We start from the raw sequence: 26,594 nt of genomic DNA on the forward strand, positions 1-26,594 counted from the left end.
GTCAGCTTCGTCCATCCAAGCACGACCGGCTGCCCGTCGCGCCCGATGGCCGACCGGCGACATCCCCTGAAACGAGCCGAGGCCCCCGCCGGTTGCCGGCGGGGGCCTCGGGTGACGGCGACGGTCAGCGAAGCTCGGCGGCGACCAGCTCGGCGATCTGCACCGCGTTGAGCGCGGCGCCCTTGCGCAGGTTGTCGTTGGAGCAGAACAGGGCCAGCCCGTACTCGACGGTCTCGTCCGCGCGGATCCGCCCCACGTAGCTCGGGTCCTGCCCGGCCGCCTGCAACGGCGTCGGGACGTCGGTCAGCGCCACCCCCGGCGCGTCGGCGAGCAGTTCGTGGGCACGCTGCGGGGTGAGCGGCCGGGCGAACCGGGCGTTGATCTGGAGCGAGTGGCCGGTGAACACCGGCACCCGGACGCAGGTGCCGGAGACCTTCAGGTCGGGAATCTCCAGGATCTTGCGGCTCTCGTTGCGCAGCTTCTGCTCCTCGTCGGTCTCGAACGAGCCGTCGTCGACGATCGAGCCGGCCAGCGGGAGCACGTTGAAGGCGATCGGCTCGGCGAACGAGCGCGGCGCGGGAAACTCCACGGCCGACCCGTCGAAGGCGAGCGCGGCGGCGTGCTCGGCGACCTTGCGGACCTGCTCGTCCAGCTCGGCGACGCCGGCCAGCCCGGCGCCGGAGACCGCCTGGTACGTCGAGACGACCAGGCCGACCAGGCCGGCCTCGGCGTGCAGCGGACGCAGCACCGGCATCGCGGCCATCGTGGTGCAGTTGGGGTTGGCGATGATGCCCTTGGGGCGCTCGGTGACGGCGTGCGGGTTGACCTCGGCGACCACCAGCGGCACCAGCGGGTCCATCCGGAACGCCGAGGAGTTGTCGATCACCACGGCACCGGCCTCGGCGACTCTGGGGGCCAATTCCCGGGCCGTCCCCTTACCGGCCGAGAAGAGCACGATGTCCAGACCGGCGTAGTCCGCGGTCGCGGCGTCCTCGACGGTCACCTCGCCGTCGCGCCAGGGCAGCGTCCGCCCGGCGGACCGCGCCGAGGCGAACAACCGCACCTGCTCCGCCGGGAACTCCCGTTCCGCCAGCACCTGCCGCATCACGCCACCGACCTGGCCGGTGGCCCCCACAATGCCGATCCTCATGCCCGCGAGGCTACCCAGCCCGCCCCCACAACCGGGAGCCCTTTCCCACCCCCCGGGTCCCGCATCACACTGCAACCCCAACCCGACCCCCGGACCCCCGGCCCTCCCGGCCCCGGCCCGCTCCCGTGATCATGGGGTTGGCGGGGTGTTCGGTGATCGAACTCCCCGTCAACCCCATGATCACCGCGGAATCAGGGGTGGGTGATCAGTTCGCCGAGGTTGGCGGCGGTTAGCTCGTCGCGGATGATGGCGGCGTCGCCCTCGACGACCAGGGTCAGCGCGTCCGGGTGCAGGTGGGTGGCCGCCGCTGCGGAGACCTGGTCCACGTCGGCGGCGAGCAGCGCCTCGCGCAGCCGTGCGTGGTAGTCGTCCGGCAGGTCGTGGACCACCAGCGTGGTCAGCGCGGAGGCGATCGCCCGAGGGCTCTGCAACTCGACCGAGAGCTGCCCGGCCCGCCAGGAACGGGCCACCGCCAGCTCGTCCTCGGTCACCCCGGCGACCTGGGTACGGGTGATCTCGCCGACCGCCTCGACCAGGGCCGGCGTGGTCACCGCGGTCTGCACGCCGGAGCTGACCGCGAACCGGCCGAACCGCCGCGACGAGGCGAAGTCGCCCCGAATGCCGTACGTGTAGCCGCGCACCTCGCGGATCAGGTGGTTGAGCCGGGAGGTGAACGCCCCGCCGAGCACCGTGCCGGCGAGCGTCATCGGCACGTGGTCGGGGTGCGCCCGGTACGGCGACGGGTGGCCGAGCCGCAGCGTGGACTGCACCGAGCCGGGGCGGTCCACCAGGATGATCCGCCGACCGCTGTGCAGCGGCACGTCGATCGGGCCGCCCCGGTCGGCCGCGCCCCCACCGGTGCCGGCGAACGCCGCGGCGGCCAGCGCGTCCAGGTCGATCCGGTCCAGGTCACCGGCGACGATCAGGGTGCCCGGCCGCAGGAACCACTCGGAGTGGAAGACCGTCACGTCCTCCACGTCCAGCCCGGCCACCGACTCCGGGTCGCCGTACATCGGGCGCCCCCAGCGGTTCTCCGCGCCGAACAGGTCCGCGCGCAGCGCGGCGTCGGCGCGCGGGCCGGGGTTGGCCCAGTCCATCCGCAGCGCGGTCGCCTCGTCGTCACGGACCCGGCTGACATCGGCCGGGTCCAGGCGGGGCGTCCGGACGGCCTCGGCGAGCAGCTGCACCGCGGCGGTCAGCCGGTCCACCGGCACCTGGACGCTGACCTGGAACGAGTCCCAGTCCAGCCCGGTCACCAGCTCGGTGCCGAGCGCCTCGATGGCCAGCGCGAACGCGGTGGCGTCCCGCTGCGCGGTGCCCTCCTCCAGCGCCTTGGCCAGCACCCCGCCCAGCCCTTCCTTGCCGGTCGATTCCCGGCCGGCGCCGGCGTCGAGCAGCAGCAGCGCGACGGCGAGGTTCTGCCCGGGCAGGTGCGCGGCGACCACCTGACCGCCGGCCACGGCGCGGCGGACCACCGGCGGGAACCGGTACGGGCGAGCGGCACCCGGGCCGGGACGGACGGCGATCAGCGTCATGGGGTCTCCTCGGGCAGGTAGGTCAGGGTCACCCGGTTGGCGGCGTCCAGCACTTCGGCGGCGGCCTCGGCGATCTGCTCGGCGGTCACCGCGAGCCAGCTGGGCAGCCGGTCGGCGGCCCGGGCCGGGTCACCGAACTGGGTGGCGTACCGGCCGAGCGTGTCGGCGCGGCCGTCCACCGTCGACATCTGCCGCCACCACGCGGTGCTCAGCAACGCCTTGGCCCGGTCCAGCTCGGCGGCAGTGACCGGCACGGTGGCCAGTTCGTCGACGACCTCGGCCAGCCCTTCGGCCAGCCGCTCGGCGCTCACACCGGGGCGGGCGGTGGCGGTGGCGATCAGCGGCGCCGGGGCGTGCGCGAGGTCCACGCCGTACGCCCCGACCAGGTCCGGTTGGGCGATCCGCTCACCGTCGGCGAGCCGCTGGTAGAGGCGGCTGCCCCGGCCGCTGCCGAGCACGGTGGCGAGCACCGTGAGCACGTCGTACCCCGGGCTGCCGAACGGGTAGCCGCGGTGCGCCACGTACACCCGGGGGGCCGGCACGTCGGTGGTCACCGTCTCGGCGGCGGGTCGCCCGGTCGCCGGGACGCTCCGGCCGTCCGGGGCCGGCGGGATGTCGTCGCGGGCGGGCAGCGCGCCGAAGTACTTGTCGGCCAGCGCGAACACCTCGGCGGCCGCGGCGTCGCCGACCACGGTGAGCACCGCGTTGTTGGGCGCGTAGTACGTCTCGTGGAACGCCTGGAAGGTGGCGAGGGCGGCGGCGTTCAGGTCGGCCATCGAGCCGATCGTCGAGTGGTGGTACGGGTGCCCCGGCGGGTAGAGCAGCGGCAACAGCCGCAGCCACGCGTCACCGTACGGGACGTTCTCGTAACGCTGCCGGCGCTCGTTCTTTACCACGTCGCGCTGGTTGTCCAGGGTTTCCTGGGTGAGCGCGGGGACCAGGCCGCCCATCCGGTCGGCCTCCAACCAGAGCGCCAGCTCCAGGTGCTCGGCCGGGACCGTCTCGAAGTAGTTGGTCCGGTCCGGGTTGGTGGTGGCGTTGAGCGAGCCGCCCGAGCCCTGGATCAGCTTCATGTGCTCGGTCTTCGCCACGTTCACCGAGCCCTCGAACATCAGGTGCTCGAAGAGGTGGGCGAAGCCGGTCTGCCCTTCCGGCTCGTGCCGGGAGCCGACGTCGTACCAGAGGTTGACGGCCACGGCCGGCGCGGTGCGGTCCTCGCTCACCACCACGCGCAGGCCGTTATCCAGTCGGGACGTCTCGATGGGCCAGGGGTAACCGCTGTCGGGCATGGCACGACGCTATCCGATCTCGCGGGCGGAAAGGTGACGCGTGGTGGGTCGGCGAGCCGACCGCGCCACCGCGGCCCGGGGCGGACGCGCCGCGCCTGGTGCTCGCGGTCGCGTCCGCGTGGGCCGTGGCCGCCGGTCAGTCCGGCGGCTCGACGGCGACCACCGTCTGATCCGAGGTGCGGTGCTCCAGCACCGTGTCCGGGGCCGCGTTCTGGTCCGCCTCGCGAATATCCGACTCGGTGAGGATGGCCTCCGCCTGCGCCTCCGCGTCGTCGCTGCCAACCGCCGCCTCCTCGGGTAGGAGGTGCGCCCGGGACTCGACCCGGTCCTGATCGCTCTGCTCTTCTGTCATGGCACCCCTGTTACCCCCGCCTCGGCCCCGCCACGCGGTGATCGTCCAGCCTTCTGGGACGACCCGCTCAGCTTCACGGCCCGGTCGGGTACGCTGGGCCCGTGACGCGTTCGTATCGATGGTTTAGGCAGCCGGCTCGCACGCCGGTGACTTCACCATGATCTGACGTCACCACGGACCGAGCCGGCTGGGCAGGAGCTATCGTTCCTGCCCTTTTGCGTACGAGCAGCCGGCTCGTCCCGGGCACCGGCCCCGGGCACGGTCGGCGGAAGGATTCCCACCGTGACGACCCCGGAGACCGATCGGGTCAGCGATCAGCGGATCGACCGTGTCGTGCCGCTGACCACGCCCGCACTGCTGCACCACGAGCTGCCCCTGGACGCCCCGCTCGCCTCGGCCGTGCTGACCGGCCGACGCGCGGTGGGTCGCGTGCTGGACCGCGAGGACGACCGCCTGCTGGTGGTGGTCGGCCCCTGCTCGGTGCACGACCCGGTTGCCGCCCTCGACTACGCCCAGCGGCTGCGCGTCGCCGCCGACCGGGTCGCCGACGACCTGCTGATCGTCATGCGGGTCTACTTCGAGAAGCCGCGGTCCACGGTGGGCTGGAAGGGCCTGATCAACGACCCGGGGCTTGACGGCAGCGGGGACGTCAACACCGGCCTGCGGCGGGCACGGGCACTGCTGCTCGACGTGCTGCGCCTCGGCCTGCCGGTGGGCTGCGAGTTCCTCGACCCGATCACCCCGCAATACATCGCGGACACGGTGGCCTGGGGCGCGATCGGAGCGCGCACGGTGGAGAGCCAGGTGCACCGGCAGCTCGCCTCCGGCCTCTCCATGCCGATCGGCATGAAGAACCGCCCGGACGGCAGCATCGGCACCGCCGTGGACGCGATCCGCGCCGCCGGAGTCCCGCACGTCTTCCCCGGCATCGACTTCTCCGGCACCCCGGCGATCATGCACACCCGGGGTAACACCGACGGGCACCTGGTGCTGCGCGGCGGGGGTGGCCGGCCCAACTACGACGCGGAGTCGGTGGCCGGCGCGCTCGACCTGCTCCGCGCCGCCGGGCTGCCGGAGCGGCTCGTGATCGACGCCAGCCACGCCAACAGCGGCAAGGACCACCGCAACCAGCCGCTGGTCGCCGCCGATGTGGCCGCCCAACTGGCCGCCGGCCAGCGCGGGATCACCGGCGTGATGCTGGAGTCGTTCCTGCTGCCCGGCCGCCAGGACCTCGACCCGACCCGGGAGCTGGAGTACGGCCGCTCGGTCACCGACGCCTGCCTCGGCTGGGACGACACCGCCGAGGTGCTCGATCACCTGGCCACCGCCGTCCGGGCCCGGCGGGCCACCCTGCCGACCCCGGCCTGACCTGCCGGTCGCTGTGACGGCGACCACAGGAAAGGGCGGAACAGCGGTGGGGGTCCGCTCGTTGACTGGGGTGTCGGTGTGTCCAGTGTCCCCGGGCCTCACCTAAATAGCCTTCGCGGAATACCGTCCGGCTGGAGCCGCGTAGTGCCACTCGCCGAGAGGCGACCTGCACACCGACACCAGCGCCGCCCCCGGCCCAACCGGCCGGGGGCGGCGCTGTCGTATGCCCGCCACGGCCAAGCGCGGGGCCACCCGGCGCGACGTTTGACCGATTACCGCCCGGGTAGCTGATCGGCGTGACCGACGACGCATCCGTGGCCGGCGAGCCGGACACCCAGGCCCTCGACGACCTGCTCGACGACATCTACCGGGGTCAGGAACGGGTCACCCAGGCGGAGATCTACCGCCGGGCAGTGGCCGCCGAGCTCCCGCCGGACCTGCTGGCCCGAATCGACTCGCTGCCCGAGGGCGAGTACGCGGTGGACGAGGTCAGCGACCTGCTGGGCGGCTCCGTCGGGTGAGCGCGCCCGCCACCTCGCACCCCGACCCCGAGCGCGCCGACGACCTCTGGAGGGACACCGACATGACGCACCACGAGGACCACGACGAGAAGGTGGCGGCGCTGGCCCAACCGCCGAAGGGCAGGGACACCACGCCCGAACCGGACTTCGCCAACGAACATGACAAGACGGCGGTGGACCGGGACATCATCACCGGGGCCGACGAGGACGAACGGGAGCCGGAGTCGCCGCACGGCTGGTCCGGCATGCAGCGCTGACGCGCACGACAGCGGGGGCCGGCAACCGCCGGCCCCCGCTGCGCTTGTCACGGATCAGTCGTCGTCGTGCCCGCCCTCGGCGGCCTGCTGCGCCGTCGCGTACGCCATCTGGAGGAAGTCGGACGCGGCGACCGCGGTCAGCGCGGTGGCCACCAACCGGGTCAGCCGGGGCGCGAGCACCAGGCCCCCGGTCAGCCCGGTGGCGACCCAGACCGCCAGGCAGAACGGGCAGCTCAGCAGCTCCCCGATGGCGTGCCGGGTGGAGCTGCCCGAGTCGCGGACCTGCTCCATCACCTCGCCGCTACCGATCGGACGGTCGTACCGGGTGAACGGCGCCCGCAGCGGGCTGGTCACCGCGTCCTTGGACAGCAGCCGGCTGAGCTTGTGCGTGGCGATGGAGAGCAGCACCACGTCGGCCGGGGCGGGACGCTCTGGCACCGGCCGTCCGGTCGCCTTCACCAGGCCGGCGAGCGCCCCGGTAACCCCGGCATAGGTGCCCATCGCCACCAAGTAGCCGCCGAGCGGGCGGTGCTCGTGCGGCGCGTACGCCCGGCGCAGTCGCGCCGCCTTCTGTCGCAGGCCAGTGGGGGTCACCCGGTCTCCTCGCGTGTCGTGGTGGTGCGGGCTTGGCCGTCCCGCGCGGCTGGTCGGGGATCGCAGGCCCGCTGCCGGGGCGCCGGCCGGGTTCGGGCCGGCGGAGGTCTCAGCCGGCCTGGAGGTTGTCGGCGACCTCGCGGATCAGGTTGCTCAGCGCCTCGTCGGCCAGCTGGTCCGGCTCCGGCCCGCCCGACCTGTCAACCAGGTCGAGCTGGATCCGGGCGCCGCCGGAGTCCGCCGGCTCCACCCGGATCTCGGCGGACCAGGCGGCGTCGTCGCCGTCGCCCCAGCGGGCCCGCAGTTCCTCGCCACTGATCTCCGCTGCGGGGCTGCCGTCGCCGCGCAGCGGCTCCGGCAACCACGCCGACGCGCGGGCGGGGTCGGTGGCCGTGTTGAAGACCACCTCGGGTGGCGCGGACATGCCGCGCACCGCACGCGCCGGCATCACACGCCCCGCAGGCGGCTCGGGTCGATCTCCCGGCCCGGGTGGCGGGCCAGGTACTCGGTTTCGAGCTCCGCCGTACGCCGCAGGTGGTTGGCGAGCGCGGAGTCCGCCGCGTGTCGAAGGGTGTCCAGCCGGGTGCGGTGCAGGCTGTGCATCTCGCGGATCAGATCCTCGTCGGTCAGCTCCGTCGGGTCGACGCCGAGCAGGTCGCCGTCGGGATCCGGGCCGTCGCCCGTCGGGTCGGCGAGGTGGTCACCGCCCCACTCGGGCACCCGCTGCTCCGGGCTCATATCCCTGTTACCGCTGGACGGAAAGCCGTCCTCGCGTACCGATCCGGTCATCATCGCCCCCCTGGTCTCGTTTGGGCTGGCGTCTAGACGGATGCCCACACCGGGTAATGCCAAACCATCCCCCGCCGTGCGACAACTACGACACGGTGTCGGAGAGCGGCAGCGTGCCCGGTACCCTCGATGCCATGAGGTGGCTCTGGACCCCGGCGTGGATCGCGCGTCACGTGGCCATGGTCGTGCTGGTCGTGGGCTTCCTCGGGCTGGGCTGGTGGCAGATCAGCCGGGCCACCGCCGGCAACAGCATCAGCTGGGGGTACGCGGTCGAGTGGCCGATCTTCGCCGGCTTCGTGGTCTACGTCTGGTGGCGCGAGGTGCGGCTGGCCCACCGGGCCGCCGCAGCGGCCGACGCGCCGCCGGTTGACCCGGCCGCCGAACCTGAGCCGACCGTCACCGCCGGGTCCCGACCGGCGGTACGCCGACCTGTGCGGGTGTCCCGGGTGCCGGCCGGCGGCGAGGCCGTCGACGACTCGGACCTGGCCGCCTACAACCACTACCTGTCATGGTTGAACGCCAACCCGGGCGCTCGACCCGGTGACTATCCCGGCTGAGCCGGGCTCGGAAGGACGGACGAAGGTGGGCGCAGCCCTTACCCGGTACCGCGTGATCGCCTGGATCGTGGGCGTGGCACTGATCCTGCTGGTCGTGATCGGCATGCCGCTGAAGTACGCGTTCGACAATCCGGTCGTGGTCGAGACGGTGGGGCAGGCGCACGGCTTCCTCTACATGGTCTACCTGCTGGCCGCGTTCGACCTGAGCCGTCGGGCCGAGTGGCCGCTCAAGCGGATGCTTCTGGTGATGCTGGCCGGCACCGTGCCGTTCGTCTCGTTCTACGCCGAGCGCCGGGTCAGCGGCTGGCTGGCCGCACCGCGGCAGGAGCAGACCCCGGAGCCGGTTCTCCCCCGATGACGGTGCGCACGGCTTGACGGTCGGGATGTTCCGACCTTCACGCCGCGCGGCGGGTGAGCAGCCAGCCGGCCAGGGCCAGCGCGGCACCGACCGCAACCAGTAGGACCGAGTCGACCGCCACCAGTCCCACCAGAATCAGCAGCGCCCCCGCTACCGACAAGGCGTACGCCTTTGGGTTGCGGGCACCGGACGGTCGCCACCCACCTCGTTTGACCGGTTTCGTCATGTCATCTCCCTTTGTGGTCGGTGGGACGGTGCGTCTGGCTCCGCTTGTCGGATCTCACCAGGGCGAGCATCAGGCCGCCCACGATGACAAAGAGCACGCCGACCGGAACGAGGGACCAGGACATCAGGGGGAACAGCGAGCCGTCGGTCCGGTCGTTCTCCGCCACGAAGTGCTCCGGATCGCTCGGATCCACCCAGATGGTCAATGCCTGGGGCGGCTCGCTGCGGCAGGCTGCCAGCTTGGCGCAGGGGATCCAGTTGTGGTGCTGCTCCCCGTCGTACATGTAGTAGACCTCGATCCGGTCGATGCCGCTGCCTCGGGCACTGCCGCCGGCCCGGTCGGCGAGCGTGGCCGGGACCTGCACGCCCTCGACGCGCAGCCGGTCCGCCTCGGAGGAGTCCCACCACCGGTAGCCGAGCGAACCCACGGCCAAGCCCAGACCGACCAGGAACATGGCCAGCCCTCCGCGGGCCGTCTGTCGCCGGGCTGCTGCTTGCTCGCTGGATGGCGCGCCGGAAACCGGCCGCCGCTTCTTCGTCACGACATCCCCCGTCGACCATCCAGCCAAGGCCCACAACCTTCAATATCGAAGATCAGCGTATTCGACTGGATCAACAATCGAATTGCGGTCGGTTGGGGGTAACCGCTGCCCGCGCCGGATCAGCGGCTGGGCCGCCACGGGTCGGCCGAGGCGAGCGGGTCCACCCAGCCGCCGTAGCGGTTCACCTCCCGGGCGCGCAGCAGCGCCCGGGTGACCTGGCCGAACTGCCGCTCGTCGTCGGCGCTGAACAGCAGCACCTCGGCACCCCGGTGCCACCCCCACAACTCGTACGGCGGTGGCCGCCAGCGGTCGCCGACCAGGGCCAGCGCCGCCGGAAGCAGGAACACCGCACCGAGGATGAGGTACGCCCCGGCGGTCAGCCGCTGCAGGCCGCCGGTGAAGCCGAGCAGCAGCCCGACACCGCCGATCATGGCGGCGGTGATCGCGACGGCCCGGACGGCGATCCGGTCGTGCGGGCCCCGGGTGGTACGCAGATGGGTCAGGTCGGCGACCCGGTAACTCGTCCGGCCGACGGTGAACCGGTCGACGGTCACGATGATGCCGGGTCGCGCGTACAGCAGGGTCGACCTTGCGCCCGGCACCGTTCGCGGCGGTCGCGTCTTTGCGCCTTCACGATTCACGGTTCCTCCCGCGGGGCGGTTCGCCGGGCTGGCCTGCGGGTGAGGCATCGCTGCCTGTCGACGGGATTCCCGGCTCCGGCCTACATTGTGTTGTGGCGCCGCCAGCCCACCGGGCAAGTTACGGCCTCCCGACAGCTCACCCGGCCGGGGGACATCGTCGCGAAACAGCATCCATTTCAGGGTTTTATCGGTTATGGCGCACTGGTATCCGGCGTCATACGCCCGGAACGACGAAGGTCGTATATCCGTCAATCGACCCAGAAAGGGATCGCGCCGGAAGGCTCGTCGCGCGTCAGCAGCCCCGCTAAAGCCACCTGCCGCAGCGCTACTTCCCGCCACTTTGCCAACATTCGCCCCTGCTTCAACTGCGGGCGACATCCGTCCCGGGTTAGGTTGGGCGGGCCGGTCCGGCCCAGTGCCGTCCGCCCGGGTGGCCCCGGCCGGTGTCGCCGAGGGCATCAGCAGCCCCGTCGGCGGCCGTGGGAGAGGAGCCTTCCGCTCTTGTCATCCCTGAGAAACCTGCTGCGCACCGTGGCGCTGGTCGGCATGTCGGCCGCGCTGATCGCACCGACGGCGGCGGCATACGCCGAGCCGTCACCCGCTGACCTGACCCGCCGGATCGAGACGTCCTCGGCCGAGCTGGAGCGGGTCGTCGAGTCATACAACAAGCTCCGCGAGGAGATCAAGACCAACAAGACGGCAGCGGGCCGATTACAGGCCCGCATCGGCCCGCTCGAACAGCAGGCCGAGCAGAGCCGGGCTGACGTCGCCGAGCTGGCCACGACCGCGTACAAGAGTGGTGGTCTGCGGACCGCGGACGCGCTGCTGCGTCCCGGCGGCTCGGCGGCGCTGCTGGACCGGCTCGGCGCGCTCGATCAACTGACCCGCCAACGGCAGGAACGCATCTCGGGCTTCACCGCCACCCAGCAACGGCTGCTCGATGAGAAGAGCCGCCTGGACGCCACGCTGACCCGGCAGGCCGCGCAGGCCCGCCAGCTCTCGGCGGCCAAGAAGCAGATCGAGAAGGACCTGGCCAACCTGTACGAGCTGCGCCGGCAGGCGTACGGGGCGGCCACCGAGCAACCCGCGCCCAGGGCGGCGGCCACCGAGGCCGCGAACGTACCCGCCGTCGCCGGTGCGGCCGGCGTCGCGGTGCGCTACGCCTTCGGCGCGCTGGGCAAGCCGTACGTCTGGGCAGCCGACGGGCCGAACGGCTACGACTGCTCCGGGCTGACCTCGGCGGCCTGGCGGGCGGCTGGGAAGTCGCTGCCGCACAACACCCGGATGCAGTGGGGTGCGGTCGCCCACATCGGTCGGGGCGACCTAAGCCCGGGAGATCTGGTCTTCTACAGCGGGCTCGGGCACGTCGCCCTCTACGTCGGCGGCGGCCAGGTGATCGACGCACCGAGCGCCGGCCGCAACGTGCTCAAACGGGGCATGAACATGATGTCCATCCAGGGCTACGGCCGGGTCCGCTAGCCGGACCGGATACGGCGAACGGCCGGCGTCCCCCTATCGGACGCCGGCCGTTCGCCGTCATTACTAGCAGGTCAGGCTGCCTGCAGCCCCTCTGCCCGGGCCAGCTCACGGAGCCGGCCGAGGGCCTGGATCTCCAGCTGCCGGATCCGTTCGCGGGACAGGGAGAACCGGGACGCGACCTCGGTGAGCGAGTGCTCGCGGCCGTCCTCAAGCCCGTACCGGGCCCGCATGATGCCGGCCGACCGGTCGTCGAGGTGGTTCAGCAGCCCCTCGATGCGCTGCCGCTCCAGGCCGCTGAGGACGATGTCCTCCGGCGACGGCGCGTCACTGTCGGCGACCAGGTCACCGAGGTTCGTGTCGCCGTCGTCGCCCACCGGGGTGTCCAGCGAGACGGTGTCCTGCGACCAGCGGCGTAGCTCGTTGACCCGCTCGACGGTGACGCCGAGGGCGGCCGCGATTTGGTCCGGCTCCGGGTCGCCACCCAGCTCACGGGTGAGCTGCCGGGCCACGTTGCGCATCCGGTTGACGTCCTCCACGAGGTGCACCGGAAGACGGACCGTGCGCTCCTGCTGGGCGATCGCCCGGCTGATGGCCTGGCGGATCCACCAGGTGGCGTAGGTGGAGAACTTGTAGCCGCGCTCGTAGTCGAACTTCTCGACCGCCCGGACGAGGCCGGTGTTGCCCTCCTGGATCAGATCCAGCATGGGCATGCCCGAGCGCACGTAACGGCGGGCGATTGACACGACCAGTCGCAGGTTGGCGCGGATGAAGAGGTCCTTCGCGCGCTCCCCCTCGACGACCAGCCACTCCAGGTCAGCCCGGTCGACACCGGCGGGGACGCGGTCCTCGCCGAGCAGGTGCTCAGCGTAGAGGCCGGTCTCGATCGCCTTGGAGAGATCGACCTCCTTGGCGGCGTCCAGCAGTGGCGTCCGGGAGATCTCGTGCAGGTAGACGCCGACCAGGTCGCGCTCCTCGGCAACCTCGTCGGTGCGCATGCCGATGTTCTTGTCCACGTTGCCCACGGTCCCCTCGCTCGCGCCGGTTGCCCGGTTCCTTGCCGTCCCCACGTCCGTCAGCCCTTCCCCGGTAACCTTCTGTTGTGCCCACCGGTGCTGACACCTACACAACAGATGAGACGTGTCAGGGATTCCATGTCCAGAGTCGAAAGTGTCACGAATGCCTGAGTAGTAGCTGAGAGCACGGTCCACGTTTGCTGTCAGCACCCGCCGGGTGGCTCGCCTCTGGGCACCACGTACGGGTTGGCGGGTCGACGAATCGCCGAACGCCCGCAACTATGGCAACACCGCCCGCCGCGGGGGCACAGCGACCCGGGTCACCACCGAGCTGCGATCCTGGTCACTGCCAGATACGCACCGGTGGACCGGTCGGTTCATCTACGGAGGTGGTATTACCCCCCGGCCAGATGAACAATCCGGAGCCCCGTTCGCTTCCCATCCGTCGGTACGGGGTTTGGGGGCTAGGAGGCGAGCAGGGCCAGCGCGCCGCGAACCTGGTCGGCAGAGCGGGCCAGAGCGGCCCGGGCGGCGGCGACCTCGGCACCGGAGACCAGCGAGACCAGCGCGGTCTTCAGATCGCCGTCGGCCTCGTTGAGGGCCCGCCGGGAGATCTCCTCCGAGCAGCCGGTGGCCTCGACCAGGATCGAAATCATCCGCCCACGGAGTTTCGCGTTGGTGGCCACCATGTCGATCATGAGGTTCGAGTAGACCCGTCCCAGGCGCACCATGACGGCGGTGGAGAACGTGTTGAGCACCAACTTCTGCGCGGTGCCCGCCTTCATCCGGGTCGACCCGGTGACCACCTCCGGTCCGGTGTCCACCCCAATGAACACGTCGACCGACCGGGCGGCCTCCGCCTCCGGATTGGCGCAGAGCAGCACCGTCGAGGCACCCGTGGCGCGGGACGCGGCGAGCGCCCCGAGGACGTACGGGGTGCGTCCGCTGGCGGCCAGACCGACCACCAGGTCGCCGGCGTGCACACACCCGGCCGCATCGACCGCGCCGCCCCGCTCGTCGTCCTCGGCGTCCTCCACGGCCCGCCACATCGCGTCCGGCCCACCGGCGAGGTGGGAGCAGAACCAGTGCCGGGGCGAGTTGAAGGTCGGTGCCAGCTCGGCCGCGTCGAGCACACCCAGGCGGCCAGAGGTGCCGGCCCCGAAGTAGTGCACCCGATGGCCGCCACGCAGCGCCGCGACCGCCAGATCGACCGTTGCGGCGATCTCGTCGAGCACCGCGGCGACCGCCGCCGGTACCCGTCGGTCGGCCTCGTTGATAACGGTGAGCACGTCGCGGGTCGACATCAGGTCGAGGTCGACGCTCAGCGGGTTGCGCCGTTCGGTCGGGGCACCCACCCGGACCGTCGGGCGGGCGGGGCGTGCTGGCGTGTCCTCGTCGGGCTCCACGCCGGCCGTCATCCCCGCCTCCGGTTGGCGCCCACCCGGTGCGACTGGACCGCTTCCGCCGTCGCCTCGAGGGCCTTACGCGCCTTGGACCGATTGCGGGCGGCCACGCCCACGAAGAGGCAGTCGACCACCGTGAGCTGGGCCAGTCGGCTGGCCGTCGCGCCGGAACGGTAGGTGGTCTCGCGGGCGGCGGTGGTCAACACGAAGTCGGCCACGTCGGTGATCGGCGAGCGCGGGAAGTTGGTCAGTGCCACGGTGGCGGCGCCCCGCGTCCGCGCCTGCTCCAGCACCTCGATCACGTCGGAGGTGGTGCCGGTGTGCGAGATGCCGATCGCCACGTCGCCGCGACCGAGCAGGGCCGCCGAGGTCAGCGCGGTGTGCACGTCCGGGAAGTAGAAGGCGATCCGGCCAATGCGGTGCAGCTTCTGTTGGAAGTCGGAGGCGACGAACCCGCTGGCCCCGGCGCCGTAGATGTCGATCCGGCCGGCGTTGGCGATCGCCTCGACCACCTGCTCACAGACGGCCGGGTCGAGTTGCTCGGCAGTCTCCTCCACCGCGCGTGCGTCGTTGAAGGCGATGGTGGCGATGATCTGGGCGAGGTCGGCGCCGGGCGGGATGTCACCGCCAACCACCCGGGCGTCCGGCGGCTCGATCCGGCGCGCGGCCTCCGCGGCGAGCCGGATGCGCAGCTGCGGGTAGCCGTCCATGCCGACCGACCGGCAGAACCGGATGACGGTCGCCTCGGATGTCTCGGCCGCGGTGGCGAGGTCGGTGATGGTCCGCCGGGCGGCGGCGGCCGGGTCGGACACGACCAGACGGGCCACCCGCTGTTCGGCTGGCGACAGCGACGGAAGCAGGCCACTGATGTGGACGATCAGCCCACCGGGCTCGTGACTCGCGGAAATCTTCGGACTCTTCGCCACGGATGAAACTTACTTTCATGAGGCGTGAGCGTCAACCATGACTGGCCGTGATGGGAAAAGTACCGTCGATCGGGATCACCCGTCCTGCACAGCGTGCCACTCCCCCAGGAGCGCCGCCTCATCCGCCGGGTCCAGTCCGCCCTGCCGGACGGCGGCTGGTTGTGCGGCCATCCAGGTCGCGGTCGCCCGAACGGTGTCGGACAGCGGCCGGACCGCCAGTCCGGCGTCGAGCGCCGGTCGGACGTCCCGGTCCATCAGGCCGCCCCACTCCGGCAGCCGCACCCACAGCGGTAGTGCCCGCTCCCCCGACCACTCGCGTACGTCCCGGGCCAGCAGAAAATCCTGGTCGACCCAGGTGAGGAGCGGATCGGCGACGCCCAGCCCGGCGGCCACCCCGGCCAACAGTTCAGCCCGGGACAGCGCCGGGCCGCTGCCGTCGTACGTGCCGGTGAGGCGGGTGCCGGCGGCATGCAGTAGCCAGCCCGCCAGATCGGCGACGTCCACGAACTGCACGCGGTCGGTCGGGCGTCCGGGCGCGAGCACCTCCCCACCGGGCGACAGCCGCCGCACCCAGTACGGAAAGCGGTCGCTCGGATCTTCCGCCCCCACGATCAGCCCCGCCCGGCAGATGAACGAGCGGTCCTCGCCCATCCGCTCCCGGACCAGCCGCTCGATGCTCACCTTGCACTCGCCGTACCAGCGATTGTCCGCGCCGACCGGCCCGTCCACGTCCGGCGGGGCGGGTGCCAGCACCGGCGCGTCCGCCGCGTTCTGGCCGGGGGTGGTGTTGTCGGCGTACACCGAAACCGTCGACACGAACGACCAGTGGCCGACCTGGTTGGCCAGCGCGGCCAGCGCGTGCCGGGCATGACTGACCTGGCGGGTCACGTCCACCACCGCGTCGAAGCCCTCCCTGGCGAGCGGTGCCAGGCCGTCCGGGTCGTCCCGGTCGACCGGCACGAACCGGGCCTCGGCCGGGGCAGTACCGGAGACGCCCCGGGCGGCGCAGGTCACGTCGTGCCCCTGCGCGACGGCGAGCTGGGCCAGTGCCCGGCCGAGGAACCGGGTGCCACCGAGAATGAGGATCCGCATCCGCTGATGCTGCGCCGCTGGTGGGCTGTTCACCAAGCCGCTCTGCTCTCGGCAGAGCGCTCCCGCAGCCGGCCCGCAGCCGGCCCGCCGCCGGAGTGGCCGCTAGCGTGGGCGCATGGCAGATCGCAGTGTGCTGGTGACCGGAGGTACGGGCGGGCTCGGCGGGGCGGTCGTCGCCACCTTCTTGACGGCCGGCTGGCGGGTGGTCGTACCGGAACGGGAAGCCCGGCCCGGGTCGGAGCTGGCAGTGGACGGGCCGGTCCGGCTGGTCGCGGACCTGACCGACCCGGCCGGCGCGGCACGGGCGGTCGAGGCCGCCGCCGGTGAGCCGGCGGCGCCACTGCGGGCGGTGGTCAACCTTGTCGGGGGGTACGCCAGCGGCGGGCTGGTGCACGAGACACCGGTCGAGGAGTTCGAGCGGATGCTCACCGCCAACCTGCGGCCGACCTACCTGGTCACCCAGGCCGCGCTGCCGCACCTGGTGTCGGCTGGCGGCGGCGCGGTGGTCTGCGTCTCGGCCCGCGCGGCGGTCGCCCCGTTTCCCGGCGCGGCCGGCTATGTCACGGCCAAGGCGGCGGTGCTCGCCTTCGCCAACGCGGTCGCCGTGGAGTACCGGTCCCGCAATGTGCGCTGCAACACCATTCTGCCCAGCGTCATCGACACCCCGGCGAACCGGGCCGCGCAGCCCGACGCCGACCACTCCCGCTGGGTGACCCCGGCCGAGATCGCGCCGGTGATCCACTTCCTCGCGTCGGCGGAGTCCGCACCGACCAGCGGCGCCACCGTCCCGGTCTACGGGCGGGCCTGAGCCACCAGCGGCCCGGCGGGATAGCGACCGCTCTGCTCCCCCGCCGCCGGCTCGGCGGACGTGGTCACGACGGGTGGCGGCGACGCCGACGGCTCCGGCACGGACGGCTCAGGCGGCACGTCGGACGGCGGCGGGACGGCCGACGGACGGGCGGGGTCGGGACGGGCGTCGGGCGGCAGCCAGGTCGCCAGGTGCGCCTGGATCTGCTCGGTCACCTCCTCGGCCGGGCGGCCCGCGTCCACCAGCACGAAGGTCGGGTACTCGGGCAGGGCGCGGTAGGCGGTGTCGGCCGCGGTCAGCCAGCCCATCGTCTCGTGGTCGGTGCCGCGCTGTTCGATCCGTCGGTACGCCTCGGCCGGGTCGACGGCGAGCAGGAAGGTCACCTGGGGCGTCGGGAAGCACCGGTAGCCGGCCCGGGCCAGCCGCTCCCAGCGGTGCCCGCCATGGGCCCGGATGCTGGCGTACTGGCAGGCCGAGTACCGGTCCATCACCGCCGTCCGGCCGGTGAGCAGGCAGCTGAGCAGCGCGGCTGCGATGGCGAGCCAGCGCAGCACGGACTCCACCGCCAGCATGCCGTCGCGCCCGACAAGTCGCTGGGCGTCGGGGCGGCCGAACCGGTGGGCGACCCGGCCGAGCCAGCGGCGCCCGCTCGCGTTGCGCCGGTACTTGGCCGGGCGGCCAGCGGCGGTCAACGCGTCGGCCAGCCGGTGCGCCTGGGTGGTCTTGCCCGAACCGTCAATGCCGATCAGGGCGACGGTGCGCAACCGGGCCCTGCTGCGTCGCATCCCCGTTGATCTGGCCACCCTCGACAGGTTATCCGACCCGCGCTCCGACTCGGCGAGGTTTATGGTGCTTCATCCCGGTTGGCACCCGCCCGCGACCGGACCAGGTGTGGCCGACCGGAATGCCGGGTACGGGAGATTCAAATCCAACCGCCTGTCCACCCACCTGACCGACGGGAGAACCAGATGGCTGAGCGCGGGGACGAGAGTCTGGTGCACACCCTCAAGAAGGTCGCCGCCGTGCTCAAGCAGTCCGAGATCCCGTTCGCGCTCGGCGGCAGCTTCGCCGTCTACGCCCACGGTGGCCACTCCAGCGACCACGACGTCGACTTCCTGATCCGGGAGGCCGACGTCGAACGGTCGCTGGAGGCCCTGGTGGCCGCCGGCTTCGTCGCCGAGCGTCCCCCGGAGGACTGGCTGGTGAAGGTCTTCGACGACGGGCGGATGGTGGACCTGATCCACCGGCCGATCGAGACGCCGGTGACCGAGGAGACGTTCGGCGACACGGTCATCCGGCCGGTCGACGCGATTCACATGCCGGTTCTGTCCGCCACCCAGCTGATGGTGCACAAGCTGCTCAGCTTCTCCCAGCACTACTGCGACTTCGCCCGCGGCCTGCCGCTGGCCCGGTCGCTGCGGGAGCAGATCGACTGGGAACGGGTACGCAAGGAGACGCAGCACTCGCCGTACGCCGAGGCGTTCCTGGTGCTGCTGGACCGGCTGGAGGTGGTGCCGGAAGCCGGCACCCAGGCAGGAGAGGGGACACCGTGACCCACCATCGCGACAGCGGCGCCGGACCGCCGGACGAGTACGTCGAGGCGGAGATCCACCGGCTGCTGGCCGAGGACCCGGCCGTCGCCGAACAGGGGATCACCGTGGTGCGGCGGGAACGCGCCCTCGTGCTCTACGGCGAGGTGGAGAGCCCGCACCGGCGCGAGGAGATCCTGCGCCGGGTGGCCGAGCGTTTCCCGGACGTGCCGATCACCAGCGACATCGGGGTGATCCGTGTTCAGGCGCCCACGGAGATCGAGCAACTGCCCTGAGGGAGGTTCCATGGTGATCCGGATCGCCGCCGTGGGCGACGTGCATCTGGACGAGGACGTGGTCGGCCGGTTCCGCCCCGCGCTGGAGGAGCTGCCGGAGTGCGCCGACGTGCTGCTGCTGGCCGGGGATCTGACCCGGCACGGCACCGAGGCCGAGGCGCGCTGCGTCGCGCAGGAGTTCGGCGGGTTGGCCGTGCCGGTGGTGACCGTGCTGGGCAACCACGACCACCAGTGTGACCAGGTGCCGCAGGTGGTCAAGGTGCTCGAGGACGCGGGCATCACCGTGCTGGAGGGCAACGGCGTCGTACTGGACTGCGCGGGCGGGCGGCTCGGCATCGCCGGCGTCAAGGGGTTCGGCGGCGGGTTCGCCGGTCGGTGTGCGAGCGACTTCGGCGAGCCGGAGATGAAGGCGTTCGTCCAAACCACCAACGACAGCGCGGACCGGCTCGGTGACGCACTGCGCTCGCTGGACTGCGACATGCTAATCGCGCTCACCCACTACTCACCGGTGCCGGACACGTTGGCCGGCGAGCCGCTGGAGATCTACCCGTTCCTCGGCTCGTACCAACTGGGGCAGGCGATCGACTCGGCCCCCACCGCGCTCGCCCTGCACGGGCACGCGCACGCCGGCACGGAGCGCGGCACCACCCCCGGCGGCGTACGCGTACGCAACGTCGCGCACCCGGTGATCAAGCAGGCGTACAGCGTCTTCCACGTGGGCGATCAACTTGACACCGACCAGGTTTCCCCGATCGGCGGGTCGGGTAGTCAGAGGTCATGGAGCTGATTCTCTGGATTCTCGCAGTCGTACTCGTGGTCGCCGGCATTCTCGCGCTGTTCCGCCGGCAGATCCTGTGGGGCATCGTCCTCATCGTCGTCGGGCTGTTGGTCGGCCCGGGTGGTGTCAGCATCTTCAATTGACGTTCGTATCTCATAACACCGGGACCCGCCGGGGTCGCCGCGACCGGAGCTCCGTCCTCCCGACAGGAGCACCGCCCGCGGCGACCCCGGCGTTGTGCTGTCCGAGAGCGTTGTGCTGTCCGAGGGTCTGAGCATCCAGGGCGGAGGCGTCCAGCCCGCCGCCCCCTCCCGGGTGCCCCTTTCAGTGCCTGTCGAGCTGCCCCAGATATGGGGCGCCGGAGCCAGCACCAGTTACAGCATGTCCGCGCCAGTTGGCCGCCACGACGTGAGCGCACCTGTCGGGCCACGAGGCGTCCGCGCGCCCACCCGCGAGCCCCCGACCGCGCCGCAACGCCACCCGCACCGACCGGTTCGGCCACAACCGCGCCCCAACACCACCCCCACCCCCGGTTCAGCCACCACCGCGCCCCAACACCACCCCCACCCCCGGTTCAGCCACCACCGCGCCCCAACACCACCCCCACCCCCGGTTCAGCCACCACCGCCCCGCAACACCATCCCCACCCCCGGTTCAGCCACCACCGCCCCGCAAGACCATCCCCACCCCCGGTTCAGCTACGACCGCGCCGCAACGCCATCCGCGCCCACCGGTTCGGCCACGGCGAGGGCTGCACAGCGGTTCGGCCTTCGAGGGCGTATCCGCACGAGTACGGTCACGGCGCAGACTGGTCCAGATCTGGGGCAGCTCGACAGGACCGCGCTGGCGCGGGCACCGGCGGCGGCAACCTGGGCGCGAGCCCTGCCTGGGCCGGTGCAGCGTTTGACCGCCGACCAGACGGAAACATCTTGACCGTGAAGAGATCGCAGGACGTGCGTCCAACCTCCAACCGACGGTCGCGCTGGGCGCTGGTCGGCTTCGCGGCGGCCGTCTTCGTCGCGGCCGCGATCGGCGGGCTGGGGGTACAGGGCACCACCGAGGAGTACGCGAGCCTGCGGCAACCCAGCTGGGCACCGCCCTCGTGGCTGTTCGGCCCGGCCTGGTCGCTGCTCTACGCGCTGATCGCGGTGGCCGGCTGGCTGGTCTGGCGCCGGGTCGGCTTCTCCCCGCCGCTCTGGGCGTGGACCGCCCAACTGGTGCTCAACGCGATCTGGACCCCGCTGTTCTTCGGTGCGGGGCAGTACGGGCTGGCGTTCGCGGAGATCGTGGCGATGTGGCTGGCCATCGGGCTCACGGTGGTGTTGTTCGCCCGGGTCTCGCGGGTCGCGGCGGCGCTGTTGCTGCCCTACTGGGCCTGGGTCACCTTCGCTGCCGCACTGAACCTGTCGATCTGGCAGCTGAACACCTGACCTACCGGTCCCCGGCGGCGGCGCCCGCCGGGGACCGTGGCCGTTCCCCGGTCAGCAGCGGGGCACGTTCGGGATGTAGCCGTCGTGACCCGTGTACACGTACGCGTCGGCGATGTAGCGGCCACTGCCGATCCGGTCCCAGATCGAGCTGGTGCCGTAGGTGCCGGTGACCGTGGTGCCGCTGGTCTGGCAGGCGATGGTCACCCGGGTGCCGTCGGCGACGGTCCCCACCGAGGCGTACCCGGTGCCAGGGCCGGAGCGGACGGTCAGCGGGGTGCCGCTGGTGTCGACCGTGCCGGAACCGGCGCCCGAGCTGCAACCGTTGTCGCTGGTGTAGCTCCTGCTGCCCCAGTACAGCGCGAGGGTGCCGTTGAATCGGACCTGGATGTCGCTGCCGTTGAGGCGCTGCTCGTAGTGCAGGTGCGGGCCGGTCGAGCCGCCGGTGCTGCCGACCCAGCCGAGCACCTTTCCGTAGGCGACCGTCTGCCCGACCGAGACGTTGAAGCCGTTGAGGTGGGCGTAGTACGTGCTGTAACCGCCACCGTGGTTGATTCGGACGTACTTGCCGTAGCTGGTGCCGCCGAGGTCGGTCACCCGGTCGACGGTGCCGGGCGCGCTGGCTACCACCGGGTCACCGAGGTCGTCGGTGCGGTTGAAGTCGACGGCGTTCGCCGGGCTGTGGTTCGTCCGGGTCTGCCCGGTCCAGGACTGGCCGCACGGGAACGGCACTTTGAAGGTCGGCGCGGCCAGCGCCGGGCTCGCCGGGGCCAGGACTCCCCCGACGAGCAGACCCGTCACCAGCAGGCTGATCCACCGCTTACGCATACAGCTCCTCCTATGTCGAAAACCTTCGATGCGTGGTACTCAGCCTGACAGATATCGTCATCCTTCGAAAGAGTCGAAGATCTGGCGCGGGAGCGCGCCCACGAGGCAGCCCGGAGGTTTCCGGATTGTTACTCGCTCGTGTCTGACAGGGGCTGGACCGAACCCGATGCAAGCGCTTACATGTGTGCACGCCCATCGGGACCGGCGCCGGGCCTTTGAGCACGACCGCGCCGGCTAGAAAGGAGGACGGCATGGCGGTCTTTACCAGACCACGCCAGGCCTTCGCGATCGCCGGTGTACTCGGGCTGGCGCTCAGCGCCACCGCTTGCGGTACCGGCGACGACAAGAAGAGCGACAACGCGGGCTCCGCGGAGTGTGCCGCATACGACAAGTACGAGGGCCACGACGGCAAGAAGGTCTCCATCTACGCGTCCATCCGTGACGCCGAGGCCGACCTGCTGGAGCGGTCGTGGTCGCAGTTCACCGACTGCACCGGCATCGAGATCGACTACGAGGGCAACGCCGAGTTCGAGGCGCAGCTCCCGGTCCGGGTCGACGGCGGCAACGCGCCCGACCTGGCGTTCGTGCCCCAGCCGGGTCTGGTCAAGCGGTTCGCCGACGCGGGCAAGCTGAAGTCCCTCGGTGCCGACACCAAGACGATGGCCGAGCAGAACCTGCCGGCCGACTGGCTGAAGTACGGCACCGTCAACGGCACCCTCTACGGTGTGCCACTCGGCGCCAACGTGAAGTCCTTCGTCTGGTACTCGCCGAAGCTCTTCAAGGAGAAGGGCTGGGCGGTCCCGACCAGCTGGGACGACATGATCAAGCTCAGCGACACGATCGCTGCGAGCGGCGTCAAGCCGTGGTGCGCCGGCATCGAGTCCGGTGACGCCACCGGCTGGCCGGCCACGGACTGGATCGAGGACGTGCTGCTGCGGACGCAGACCCCCGAGGTCTACGACCAGTGGACGACCCACGCCATCCCGTTCAACGACCCGCGGATCGTCGACGCGGTCAACCGGGCCGGCACCATCCTGAAGAACGAGAAGTACATGAACGGCGGCTTCGGCGGCGTGAAGAGCATCGGCACCACCGCCTTCGGTGAGGCCGGCCTGCCCGTCACCACCGGCAAGTGCGCCATGCACCGGCAGGCGTCCTTCTACGCCAACCAGTTCCCCGAGGGCACCAAGGTGGCCGAGGACGGTGACGCGTTCGCGTTCTACTTCCCGGCCATCGACCCCGCCAAGGGCAAGCCGGTGCTGGGCGCGGGCGAGTTCGTCGTCGCCTACGCCGACCGCCCCGAGGTCCAGGCGGTGCAGACCTACCTCGCCTCCAGCGAGTACGTCAACAGCCGCGCGAAGCTGGGCAACTGGGTCACGGCGAACAACAAGCTGGACATCGCCAATGTCGCCAGCCCGATCGACAAGCTCTCCGTCCAGATCCTGCAGGACAAGAGCGGCGTCTTCCGCTTCGACGGATCCGACCTGATGCCGGCCGCGGTCGGCGCGGGGACGTTCTGGAAGGGCATGGTCGAGTGGATCAACGGCAAGGACACCGCACCGGTGCTCCAGGGCATCGAGAGCAGCTGGAAGTGATCTGAACGGTGGGCCGGTCCGCACCCGCGGGCCGGCCCACCGGCGGATCCGGACCTGGGAGGGTCGATGGAGTTCGACTTCGCGGAGGAACAGCCGAAGTTCCTCATGCTGATGTACGGGCTGATCGCTTTCGTCGCGGTGGTGGGCGGTCTGCTCCTGCTTCTCGACGTGGTGCCGGCCTGGTTCGCTCGGCGGCGGGAGGCGCAGTTGGTCGCCGCGTCCGTCAGCGGCACCCCGCTCCCCCGCCGGCGCAAGCAGGGGGAGGGACTCTTCGCGCTCTTCTTCCTGCTGCCCACGCTGCTGCTGCTCATGGTCGGGTTGGTCGTTCCGGCCATCCGCACCACACTGCTGTCCTTCATGGACGCGGGCAGCAACAACTGGGTCGGGCTGCGCAACTACGACTGGATGTTCTCCGACAGCTCGATCGTCCGGGTCCTGATCAACACCCTGGTCTGGGTGGTCCTGGTCCCACTGGTGGCGACCGCGTTCGGCCTGATCTACGCCGTCCTGGTGGACAAGGCCCGCTTCGAGGCGGTGGCCAAATCACTGATCTTCCTGCCGATGGCCATTTCCTTCGTCGGCGCCAGCATCATCTGGAAGTTCGTCTACGCCTACCGCGGCGACGGCGACCAGATCGGTCTGCTCAACCAGATCGTGGTCAGCCTCGGCGGTGAGCCCAAGCAGTGGCTGCTCGAATCACCGCTGAACACGCTGCTGCTGATCGTCATCATGATCTGGATCCAGGCCGGTTTTGCCATGGTGGTGCTCTCCGCCGCGATCAAGGCGATCCCCGGTGACATCGTGGAGGCCGCTCGGCTCGACGGCGTCAGCCCGTGGCAGATGTTCTGGCGGATCACTATGCCGAGCATCCGGCCGGCGCTGATCGTGGTGGCGGTGACCCTCACGATCGCCACGCTCAAGGTCTTCGACATCGTCCGGACCTCAACCAACGGCAACTACGACACCAGCGTGATCGCTAGCGAGATGTACAACCAGGCGTTCCGGTACGGCCAGAACGGGCAGGGCTCCGCGCTCGCGGTCTTCCTCTTCGTCCTGGTCATCCCGGTCGTGATCTACCAGATCCGCAACCTCCGTCAGCAGCGGGAGGGCTGAGATGACTACCGCAACGCCCACCGTCGCCGCCGGCGCCCAGAAGACCGACGGCACCACGCCCACCACCGCCGGGCGGGTCCGCAAGCGGCTGAACAGCCGTACCGCGACCCTTGTCTCGATCGTCATCGCGGTGGTCTGGACCATCCCGACCTTCGGCCTGTTCATCTCCTCCCTCCGGCCGGAGGACGAGATCAAGACCACCGGCTGGTGGACCGCCTTCACCAACCCGCAGTTCACGCTCGAGAACTACCAGCAGGTCCTGTTCGGGCGGTCGGCCTCATCCGGGCAGCTCGCCGGGTCCTTCATCAACTCCCTGGCGATCACCATCCCGTCGGTGCTCTTCCCGCTCGCCTTCGCGGCCCTGGCCGCGTACGCGCTGGCCTGGATCAAGTTCCGTGGCCGGGACTGGCTCTACATCGCGATCTTCGCGTTGCAGATCGTGCCGTTGCAGATGGCCCTGGTGCCGCTGCTGAAGTTCTTCTCCACCGGGGTCACCCTCGGCGGCGTCACCCTGATGCCGGCCTGGGATCTCGTCGACGAACAGAAGTTCGCGCAGGTGTGGTTCGCGCACACCTGCTTTGCACTTCCGTTCGCCGTCTTCCTGCTGCACAACTTCATCTCGCAGCTGCCGGGAGACCTGATGGAGGCGGCCCGGGTCGACGGGGCCAGCCACCCGAAGATCTTCCGTACCATCGTGCTGCCACTGATCATGCCGGCGCTGGCGGCGTTCGGCATCTTCCAGTTCCTCTGGGTCTGGAACGACCTGCTGGTCGCACTGATCTTCGGCGGCGGCGACGAGACCGCCCCGCTCACCGTTCAGCTCGCCGAGATGGCCGGCACTCGGGGCAACGAGTGGCAGCGGCTGACCGCCGGAGCGTTCGTCTCCATCGTCGTACCGCTCATCGTGTTCCTGTCCCTGCAGCGCTTCTTCGTGCGAGGTCTGCTCGCCGGCAGCGTCAAGGGCTGACCCGCATGCCCGCCGTCGCCTGGCCCCTCGGGCGGCGGCGGGCATGCGGGTAGGGAGCGGGGGAACCGTGACGAAGATTGATGATGTCGCCCGGCTGGCCGGAGTGTCCACAGCCACCGTTTCGCGGGCACTGCGGGGGCTGCCGACGGTCTCGGCCGCCACCCGGCGCCGGGTACTCGCCGCCGCCGAGCAGCTCGACTACGAGGTCTCGCCGAGTGCGTCCCGGCTCGCTGGCGGCCGGACCGGCACGGTCGCGGTGGTGGTCCCCCGGATCACCCGCTGGTTCTTCAGCACCATCGTCGAGGCGGTCGAGGAGTTCCTCCACCAGTCCGGCTACGACCTGCTGCTGTACAACCTGGGCGGCCGCGAACAGGTCCGCCAACGGGTGCTGCGCACCGCCAACCTGCACAAGCGGGTGGACGCGATCATGCTGGTCGCCACGCCGCTGCGGCCGGCCGACCTGACCGCGCTGGCCACCCTGGACCTGCCCGGTGTGACCATCAGCTCGGGGACCAGGGTGCCCAACTGGCCGTGCGTGCGGATCGACGACGTGGCCGCCGCCCGGACCGCCACCCGGCACCTGCTCGACCTCGGTCACCACCGGATCGCGCACATCTCCGGTGACCCCGACGACGAACTGGCCTTCACCACCCACCTGGACCGACGCCGGGGCTACCAGGCGGAGCTGCGGGCCGCCGGCCTGCGACCCGACCCGAGCCTGGACGTCGAGTCGACGTTCACCATCGACGGCGGCAACCGGGCCGCCGCCGAGCTGCTGGCCCGGGGCGAGCCGCCGACCGCGATCTTCGCGGCCTGCGACGAGATGGCGATGGGCGCGATGACCGCGCTGCGCGACGCCGGGCTGCGCGTACCGCAGGACGTCAGCGTGATCGGCATCGACGACCACGACCTGGCCGGCGTGCTCGGGCTCAGCACCATCGCCCAGCCCGCCGCCGAGCAGGGCCGGCTGGCCGCCCGGATGCTGCTCGACCCGCTCGGAGCCCGGAGCGTGGGCCCGATCGTCGGTCAGCGGACCGCCGGCTGCGAGACCCCGGTGATCCTGCCCACTCGGCTGGTGGTCCGGGACTCGACCGCACCACCCCGGGCACACTGAACAGACCCATCCGCCGCCGCCCGGCGGCTGGCAGCGACGTGGCCGGCA

General features: G+C 71.3%; 32 protein-coding genes. 16 read left to right on the forward strand and 16 right to left on the reverse strand.

Going from position 1 to position 26,594, the window contains the following annotated elements; all coding sequences use genetic code 11:
* Nucleotides 1-124: 124 nt before the first annotated feature.
* The 4 genes from OG470_RS00565 to OG470_RS00580 all read right to left on the reverse strand — a co-directional run bounded on the left by OG470_RS00565 (nucleotide 125) and on the right by OG470_RS00580 (nucleotide 4,326).
* Nucleotides 125-1,150 (reverse strand): aspartate-semialdehyde dehydrogenase, encoded by a 1,026-nt coding sequence (locus OG470_RS00565; RefSeq protein WP_328419661.1) that lies wholly within the window; start codon nucleotides 1,148-1,150, stop codon nucleotides 125-127.
* A 191-nt stretch (nucleotides 1,151-1,341) separates the two neighbouring features.
* Nucleotides 1,342-2,685 carry a M16 family metallopeptidase gene (locus OG470_RS00570; protein ID WP_328419663.1) on the reverse strand — a complete coding sequence of 448 codons (1,344 nt, stop codon included), beginning with the start codon at nucleotides 2,683-2,685 and terminating at the stop codon, nucleotides 1,342-1,344.
* Nucleotides 2,682-3,974, reverse strand: coding sequence for a M16 family metallopeptidase (locus OG470_RS00575; RefSeq protein WP_328419665.1), 1,293 nt, complete (start codon nucleotides 3,972-3,974; stop codon nucleotides 2,682-2,684). Before OG470_RS00575 ends, OG470_RS00570 begins: the two co-directional genes overlap by 4 nt.
* Nucleotides 3,975-4,110: 136 nt before the next feature.
* Nucleotides 4,111-4,326, reverse strand: coding sequence for a hypothetical protein (locus tag OG470_RS00580; protein WP_328419667.1), 216 nt, complete (start codon nucleotides 4,324-4,326; stop codon nucleotides 4,111-4,113).
* Between the two features lie 273 nt (nucleotides 4,327-4,599).
* Between OG470_RS00580 and OG470_RS00585 the strand changes: the two genes are divergently transcribed.
* From OG470_RS00585 to OG470_RS00595, 3 genes are all read left to right on the forward strand, one after another.
* A complete protein-coding gene (locus tag OG470_RS00585) occupies nucleotides 4,600-5,694 on the forward strand; it encodes a 3-deoxy-7-phosphoheptulonate synthase (protein ID WP_328426049.1) in 1,095 nt (364 codons plus the stop codon).
* A gap of 287 nt (nucleotides 5,695-5,981) precedes the next feature.
* Nucleotides 5,982-6,215, forward strand: coding sequence for a hypothetical protein (locus OG470_RS00590; protein ID WP_386988444.1), 234 nt, complete (start codon nucleotides 5,982-5,984; stop codon nucleotides 6,213-6,215).
* Between the two features lie 62 nt (nucleotides 6,216-6,277).
* On the forward strand, nucleotides 6,278-6,472 hold the full coding sequence (locus tag OG470_RS00595) for a hypothetical protein (protein ID WP_328426051.1): 195 nt from the start codon (nucleotides 6,278-6,280) through the stop codon (nucleotides 6,470-6,472).
* 54 nt (nucleotides 6,473-6,526) lie between these two features.
* Here the strand turns inward: OG470_RS00595 and OG470_RS00600 are convergent, their stop codons facing one another.
* The 3 genes from OG470_RS00600 to OG470_RS00610 form a co-directional block, all read right to left on the reverse strand.
* Nucleotides 6,527-7,066, reverse strand: coding sequence for a DUF1360 domain-containing protein (locus OG470_RS00600; RefSeq protein WP_328419671.1), 540 nt, complete (start codon nucleotides 7,064-7,066; stop codon nucleotides 6,527-6,529).
* A 109-nt stretch (nucleotides 7,067-7,175) separates the two neighbouring features.
* Nucleotides 7,176-7,514 (reverse strand): SRPBCC family protein, encoded by a 339-nt coding sequence (locus OG470_RS00605; protein ID WP_328419673.1) that lies wholly within the window; start codon nucleotides 7,512-7,514, stop codon nucleotides 7,176-7,178.
* On the reverse strand, nucleotides 7,514-7,858 hold the full coding sequence (locus OG470_RS00610) for a DUF6158 family protein (protein WP_328419675.1): 345 nt from the start codon (nucleotides 7,856-7,858) through the stop codon (nucleotides 7,514-7,516). The genes OG470_RS00605 and OG470_RS00610 overlap by 1 nt, the downstream gene beginning before the upstream one ends.
* A 131-nt stretch (nucleotides 7,859-7,989) precedes the next feature.
* Between OG470_RS00610 and OG470_RS00615 the strand changes: the two genes are divergently transcribed.
* Together OG470_RS00615 and OG470_RS00620 are read left to right on the forward strand one after the other, a co-directional pair.
* The gene (locus tag OG470_RS00615; RefSeq protein WP_328419677.1) at nucleotides 7,990-8,412 is read left to right on the forward strand and encodes a hypothetical protein; all 423 of its coding nucleotides are present in this window, start codon (nucleotides 7,990-7,992) and stop codon (nucleotides 8,410-8,412) included.
* A gap of 25 nt (nucleotides 8,413-8,437) precedes the next feature.
* On the forward strand, nucleotides 8,438-8,770 hold the full coding sequence (locus OG470_RS00620) for a DUF3817 domain-containing protein (protein WP_328419679.1): 333 nt from the start codon (nucleotides 8,438-8,440) through the stop codon (nucleotides 8,768-8,770).
* A 37-nt stretch (nucleotides 8,771-8,807) separates the two neighbouring features.
* Here the strand turns inward: OG470_RS00620 and OG470_RS00625 are convergent, their stop codons facing one another.
* The 3 genes from OG470_RS00625 to OG470_RS00635 form a co-directional block, all read right to left on the reverse strand.
* Nucleotides 8,808-8,996: a hypothetical protein gene (locus tag OG470_RS00625; protein WP_328419681.1), complete on the reverse strand. Its 189-nt coding sequence runs from the start codon at nucleotides 8,994-8,996 to the stop codon at nucleotides 8,808-8,810.
* A gap of 1 nt (nucleotide 8,997) precedes the next feature.
* A complete protein-coding gene (locus OG470_RS00630; RefSeq protein WP_328419683.1) occupies nucleotides 8,998-9,537 on the reverse strand; it encodes a DUF3592 domain-containing protein in 540 nt (179 codons plus the stop codon).
* A 119-nt stretch (nucleotides 9,538-9,656) separates the two neighbouring features.
* Entirely contained in the window at nucleotides 9,657-10,139 is a 483-nt protein-coding gene (locus OG470_RS00635) for a DUF6232 family protein (RefSeq protein WP_328419685.1), read from the reverse strand.
* A 540-nt stretch (nucleotides 10,140-10,679) separates the two neighbouring features.
* Here OG470_RS00635 and OG470_RS00640 point away from each other — a divergent pair.
* Complete coding sequence (locus OG470_RS00640) at nucleotides 10,680-11,657, forward strand: C40 family peptidase (RefSeq protein WP_328419687.1); 978 nt, start codon at nucleotides 10,680-10,682, stop codon at nucleotides 11,655-11,657.
* Nucleotides 11,658-11,728: 71 nt separating this feature from the next.
* Here OG470_RS00640 and OG470_RS00645 read toward each other — a convergent pair whose 3' ends face one another.
* The 4 genes from OG470_RS00645 to OG470_RS00660 form a co-directional block, all read right to left on the reverse strand.
* Nucleotides 11,729-12,679 carry a sigma-70 family RNA polymerase sigma factor gene (locus OG470_RS00645; RefSeq protein ID WP_328419689.1) on the reverse strand — a complete coding sequence of 317 codons (951 nt, stop codon included), beginning with the start codon at nucleotides 12,677-12,679 and terminating at the stop codon, nucleotides 11,729-11,731.
* A 455-nt stretch (nucleotides 12,680-13,134) separates the two neighbouring features.
* Nucleotides 13,135-14,088, reverse strand: coding sequence for an N-acetylmuramic acid 6-phosphate etherase (gene murQ / locus OG470_RS00650; protein WP_328419691.1), 954 nt, complete (start codon nucleotides 14,086-14,088; stop codon nucleotides 13,135-13,137).
* The gene (locus OG470_RS00655) at nucleotides 14,085-14,999 is read right to left on the reverse strand and encodes a MurR/RpiR family transcriptional regulator (RefSeq protein WP_328419693.1); all 915 of its coding nucleotides are present in this window, start codon (nucleotides 14,997-14,999) and stop codon (nucleotides 14,085-14,087) included. Before OG470_RS00655 ends, murQ begins: the two co-directional genes overlap by 4 nt.
* Nucleotides 15,000-15,074: 75 nt before the next feature.
* Complete coding sequence (locus tag OG470_RS00660) at nucleotides 15,075-16,091, reverse strand: NAD-dependent epimerase/dehydratase family protein (protein ID WP_328419695.1); 1,017 nt, start codon at nucleotides 16,089-16,091, stop codon at nucleotides 15,075-15,077.
* Between the two features lie 115 nt (nucleotides 16,092-16,206).
* Between OG470_RS00660 and OG470_RS00665 the strand changes: the two genes are divergently transcribed.
* Nucleotides 16,207-16,899 (forward strand): SDR family NAD(P)-dependent oxidoreductase, encoded by a 693-nt coding sequence (locus OG470_RS00665; protein ID WP_328419697.1) that lies wholly within the window; start codon nucleotides 16,207-16,209, stop codon nucleotides 16,897-16,899.
* Here the strand turns inward: OG470_RS00665 and OG470_RS00670 are convergent.
* On the reverse strand, nucleotides 16,884-17,684 hold the full coding sequence (locus OG470_RS00670; protein WP_328426053.1) for a dTMP kinase: 801 nt from the start codon (nucleotides 17,682-17,684) through the stop codon (nucleotides 16,884-16,886). The two genes, OG470_RS00665 and OG470_RS00670, sit on opposite strands and share 16 nt — an antisense overlap.
* Nucleotides 17,685-17,825: 141 nt before the next feature.
* On the opposite strand from OG470_RS00670, the gene OG470_RS00675 reads away from it, so the two are divergent.
* The 5 genes from OG470_RS00675 (at nucleotide 17,826) to OG470_RS00695 (ending at nucleotide 20,932) form a co-directional block, all read left to right on the forward strand.
* Nucleotides 17,826-18,452 (forward strand): nucleotidyltransferase family protein, encoded by a 627-nt coding sequence (locus OG470_RS00675; RefSeq protein ID WP_328426055.1) that lies wholly within the window; start codon nucleotides 17,826-17,828, stop codon nucleotides 18,450-18,452.
* Complete coding sequence (locus tag OG470_RS00680; protein ID WP_328419699.1) at nucleotides 18,449-18,724, forward strand: hypothetical protein; 276 nt, start codon at nucleotides 18,449-18,451, stop codon at nucleotides 18,722-18,724. The genes OG470_RS00675 and OG470_RS00680 overlap by 4 nt, the downstream gene beginning before the upstream one ends.
* A gap of 10 nt (nucleotides 18,725-18,734) precedes the next feature.
* Entirely contained in the window at nucleotides 18,735-19,511 is a 777-nt protein-coding gene (locus OG470_RS00685) for a metallophosphoesterase family protein (protein ID WP_328419701.1), read from the forward strand.
* Nucleotides 19,502-19,645 (forward strand): GPGG-motif small membrane protein, encoded by a 144-nt coding sequence (locus OG470_RS00690; protein ID WP_007464364.1) that lies wholly within the window; start codon nucleotides 19,502-19,504, stop codon nucleotides 19,643-19,645. Before OG470_RS00685 ends, OG470_RS00690 begins: the two co-directional genes overlap by 10 nt.
* A gap of 792 nt (nucleotides 19,646-20,437) precedes the next feature.
* Entirely contained in the window at nucleotides 20,438-20,932 is a 495-nt protein-coding gene (locus tag OG470_RS00695; RefSeq protein ID WP_328419703.1) for a TspO/MBR family protein, read from the forward strand.
* 51 nt (nucleotides 20,933-20,983) lie between these two features.
* Here the strand turns inward: OG470_RS00695 and OG470_RS00700 are convergent, their stop codons facing one another.
* Nucleotides 20,984-21,757, reverse strand: a complete 774-nt coding sequence (locus OG470_RS00700; protein WP_328419705.1) for a peptidoglycan DD-metalloendopeptidase family protein — start codon at nucleotides 21,755-21,757, stop codon at nucleotides 20,984-20,986.
* Between the two features lie 251 nt (nucleotides 21,758-22,008).
* On the opposite strand from OG470_RS00700, the gene OG470_RS00705 reads away from it, so the two are divergent.
* The 4 genes from OG470_RS00705 to OG470_RS00720 all read left to right on the forward strand — a co-directional run bounded on the left by OG470_RS00705 (nucleotide 22,009) and on the right by OG470_RS00720 (nucleotide 26,546).
* Nucleotides 22,009-23,352, forward strand: coding sequence for an ABC transporter substrate-binding protein (locus OG470_RS00705; RefSeq protein WP_328419707.1), 1,344 nt, complete (start codon nucleotides 22,009-22,011; stop codon nucleotides 23,350-23,352).
* A gap of 66 nt (nucleotides 23,353-23,418) precedes the next feature.
* Nucleotides 23,419-24,465 carry a carbohydrate ABC transporter permease gene (locus OG470_RS00710; RefSeq protein ID WP_328419709.1) on the forward strand — a complete coding sequence of 349 codons (1,047 nt, stop codon included), beginning with the start codon at nucleotides 23,419-23,421 and terminating at the stop codon, nucleotides 24,463-24,465.
* A gap of 1 nt (nucleotide 24,466) precedes the next feature.
* Nucleotides 24,467-25,432 carry a carbohydrate ABC transporter permease gene (locus tag OG470_RS00715; RefSeq protein ID WP_328419711.1) on the forward strand — a complete coding sequence of 322 codons (966 nt, stop codon included), beginning with the start codon at nucleotides 24,467-24,469 and terminating at the stop codon, nucleotides 25,430-25,432.
* A gap of 67 nt (nucleotides 25,433-25,499) precedes the next feature.
* On the forward strand, nucleotides 25,500-26,546 hold the full coding sequence (locus OG470_RS00720; RefSeq protein ID WP_328419713.1) for a LacI family DNA-binding transcriptional regulator: 1,047 nt from the start codon (nucleotides 25,500-25,502) through the stop codon (nucleotides 26,544-26,546).
* Nucleotides 26,547-26,594 lie beyond the last annotated feature (48 nt).

The organism is Micromonospora sp. NBC_00389, assembly GCF_036059255.1.
Lineage (GTDB): Bacteria > Actinomycetota > Actinomycetes > Mycobacteriales > Micromonosporaceae > Micromonospora.

Coding starts and splice junctions, on each gene's coding strand:
- OG470_RS00610 (WP_328419675.1), bottom strand. CDS start 7,858: ATGATGACCGGATCGGTACGCGAGGACGGCTTTCCGTCCAGCGGTAAC.
- OG470_RS00565 (WP_328419661.1), bottom strand. CDS start 1,150: ATGAGGATCGGCATTGTGGGGGCCACCGGCCAGGTCGGTGGCGTGATG.
- OG470_RS00685 (WP_328419701.1), top strand. CDS start 18,735: ATGGTGATCCGGATCGCCGCCGTGGGCGACGTGCATCTGGACGAGGAC.
- OG470_RS00580 (WP_328419667.1), bottom strand. CDS start 4,326: ATGACAGAAGAGCAGAGCGATCAGGACCGGGTCGAGTCCCGGGCGCAC.
- OG470_RS00715 (WP_328419711.1), top strand. CDS start 24,467: ATGACTACCGCAACGCCCACCGTCGCCGCCGGCGCCCAGAAGACCGAC.
- OG470_RS00615 (WP_328419677.1), top strand. CDS start 7,990: ATGAGGTGGCTCTGGACCCCGGCGTGGATCGCGCGTCACGTGGCCATG.
- OG470_RS00660 (WP_328419695.1), bottom strand. CDS start 16,091: ATGCGGATCCTCATTCTCGGTGGCACCCGGTTCCTCGGCCGGGCACTG.
- OG470_RS00595 (WP_328426051.1), top strand. CDS start 6,278: ATGACGCACCACGAGGACCACGACGAGAAGGTGGCGGCGCTGGCCCAA.
- murQ (WP_328419691.1), bottom strand. CDS start 14,088: ATGACGGCCGGCGTGGAGCCCGACGAGGACACGCCAGCACGCCCCGCC.
- OG470_RS00575 (WP_328419665.1), bottom strand. CDS start 3,974: ATGCCCGACAGCGGTTACCCCTGGCCCATCGAGACGTCCCGACTGGAT.
- OG470_RS00710 (WP_328419709.1), top strand. CDS start 23,419: ATGGAGTTCGACTTCGCGGAGGAACAGCCGAAGTTCCTCATGCTGATG.
- OG470_RS00665 (WP_328419697.1), top strand. CDS start 16,207: ATGGCAGATCGCAGTGTGCTGGTGACCGGAGGTACGGGCGGGCTCGGC.
- OG470_RS00605 (WP_328419673.1), bottom strand. CDS start 7,514: ATGCCGGCGCGTGCGGTGCGCGGCATGTCCGCGCCACCCGAGGTGGTC.
- OG470_RS00570 (WP_328419663.1), bottom strand. CDS start 2,685: ATGACGCTGATCGCCGTCCGTCCCGGCCCGGGTGCCGCTCGCCCGTAC.
- OG470_RS00625 (WP_328419681.1), bottom strand. CDS start 8,996: ATGACGAAACCGGTCAAACGAGGTGGGTGGCGACCGTCCGGTGCCCGC.
- OG470_RS00700 (WP_328419705.1), bottom strand. CDS start 21,757: ATGCGTAAGCGGTGGATCAGCCTGCTGGTGACGGGTCTGCTCGTCGGG.
- OG470_RS00670 (WP_328426053.1), bottom strand. CDS start 17,684: ATGCGACGCAGCAGGGCCCGGTTGCGCACCGTCGCCCTGATCGGCATT.
- OG470_RS00705 (WP_328419707.1), top strand. CDS start 22,009: ATGGCGGTCTTTACCAGACCACGCCAGGCCTTCGCGATCGCCGGTGTA.
- OG470_RS00690 (WP_007464364.1), top strand. CDS start 19,502: ATGGAGCTGATTCTCTGGATTCTCGCAGTCGTACTCGTGGTCGCCGGC.